The sequence below is a fragment of the Pseudomonas emilianonis genome, assembly GCF_023072625.1.
GTDB classification, from domain to species: domain Bacteria; phylum Pseudomonadota; class Gammaproteobacteria; order Pseudomonadales; family Pseudomonadaceae; genus Aquipseudomonas; species Aquipseudomonas paraveronii.
This window is the reverse complement of record NZ_JAKNRV010000587.1, coordinates 1-2,089: the sequence shown is the minus strand read 5'-3', so window position 1 is coordinate 2,089 and position 2,089 is coordinate 1. Positions and strand designations below refer to the sequence as shown.

Below are 2,089 nucleotides of genomic sequence, written 5' to 3'. Positions count from 1 at the left end.
AATTGCCGTTCTCGCCGTTGTACCTGGTGGCCAGTGTGTGCGTGCTCGGAGCGTCTATCTGGCTGCTGCTGTTTGCCTATCAAGATGTACCGTATAGCCACCAATTGTGGTGGCAGTTCACCCTCGAAATCGATGACAGCAGCCTGCGCGCGCCCATCGACGGCATTATCCAGCTGCGCCTGGCCGAGCCGGGCGAAGTGCTCGGCGCGGGCGGCCGCGTCTTGCTGCTGATCGATCCTGAAGATCAATACATGAACCTCTACCTGCCCGCCTCGGTGACCGGCGCCCTGACCGTCGGCAGCGACGCGCGCATCCTCCTCGACGCGCTTCCCGACCAATCGCTGCCGGCCAAAATCAGCTTCGTCGCGGCCAAATCGCAGTTCACGCCCAAAGAGGTAGAAACCCGCGATGAACGCCAGAAATTGGTGTTCCGCGTCAAACTGCGCCTGACCCAACCCAGCGCCGTGCCGCAGGCCAAACCAGGCATGCCCGGCGCCGGCTACGTGCGCACGGCTGACATAGACTGGCCGGCTAACCTGCAATGACCGATCTGGCGCTGCACGCCACGGGCATCCAGCACCGCTACGGCAAGCAACAGGCGCTGATCGATATCGCCTTCAGCTTGCCCACCGGCACGCGCTGCGGGCTGATCGGCCCGGATGGCGCGGGCAAATCGAGCCTGCTGGGCTTGATCGCCGGGGTTAAAAAACTCCAGGACGGCCAACTGGAGGTGCTCGGCGGCTCCATCGCCGACCGCCGCCACCGCAACAGCCTCTACCCGCGCATCGCCTTCATGCCCCAAGGCCTGGGCGGCAACCTGTACCCCGAACTGTCCATCAGCGAAAACATCCGCTTCTTCGCCACGCTGTTCGGCCTATCGAAAGCCGATTGCGACCAGCGCATGCACAACCTGCTGCTGGCCACCGACCTTGAGCGCTTCGCCGACCGCCCGGCCGGCAAACTCTCCGGCGGGATGAAGCAGAAACTCGGCCTGTGCTGCGCGCTGATCCATGACCCGGACCTGCTGATCCTCGACGAGCCCACCACCGGGGTCGACCCGCTGTCACGTCGGCGCTTTTGGGAACTGGTCGAAACCGTGCGCAGCGAGCGCCCACAACTGACGCTGCTGGTGGCCACGGCCTACATGGAAGAAGCCGAGCAGTTTGAACATTGCCTGATGCTCGACCGCGGCAAACTGATCGCCGACGGTTTGAGCAGTGAGCTCGCCGCAGCGACCCCCAGCGGCAAGCTGGATGAGGCCTTCACCCACTTCCAGGGCGACAGCGCCCATGACAACCAGCCGCTGGTCATCCCTCCGCGCGCAAGCAACAGCGCCGATATCGCCATCGAAGCCCACGACCTGACCCTGCGCTTTGGCGACTTCACGGCAGTCGATAAAGTCAGCTTTGCCATCGGCCGGGGCGAGATTTTCGGTTTCCTCGGTTCCAACGGCTGCGGCAAGACCACCACCATGAAAGTCCTCACCGGCCTGATGCCGGCCACTGAGGGCACTGCAACGCTGCTGGGCAACCCTGTGAACGCCAAGGACCTGGCCACCCGCAAGCGCGTGGGCTTCATGTCGCAGAGCTTTTCGTTGTATGGCGAACTCAGCGTGCTGCAGAACCTGGTGCTGCACGCGCAGTTGTTCGATTTGCCCAAGGCCGACAGCGGCAAGCGGATCGATGAGCTGATCCAGCGTTTCGACCTCGGCGAGGTGGCCGAGCAGCCATCGGGCGAGCTGCCCCTCGGCCTGCGTCAGCGCTTGTCGTTGGCCGTGGCGGTGCTGCACCGCCCCGAAGTGCTGATCCTCGATGAACCGACCTCGGGCGTCGACCCGGCGGCGCGGGATGACTTCTGGCGGCTGCTGATCGAACTGTCGCGCGAACAAGGGGTGACGATCTTTCTGTCCACCCACTTCATGAACGAAGCCCAGCGTTGTGACCGCATCTCCCTGATGCACGCGGGCAAGGTGCTGGCCTGCGATACCCCCGACGCACTGCAGCAGCAATTCCACGGCGACACCCTCGAAGCCGCGTTCGTCACGTGCCTGGAGCAAGCCCAGGGCGAAGCCGAACCCGCGGTGCCCACC

Annotated in this window: 2 protein-coding genes; both read left to right on the top strand. The window is 64.3% G+C overall.

What is annotated here, in order from left to right:
• On the top strand, positions 1-545 hold a 545-nt coding region (locus tag L9Z73_RS29710; RefSeq protein ID WP_247408476.1), incomplete at its 5' end, for an HlyD family secretion protein.
• Positions 542-2,089, top strand: a 1,548-nt coding sequence (locus L9Z73_RS29705; protein ID WP_247408474.1) for an ATP-binding cassette domain-containing protein, incomplete at its 3' end; no start/stop codon positions are given. The genes L9Z73_RS29710 and L9Z73_RS29705, both read left to right, overlap by 4 nt.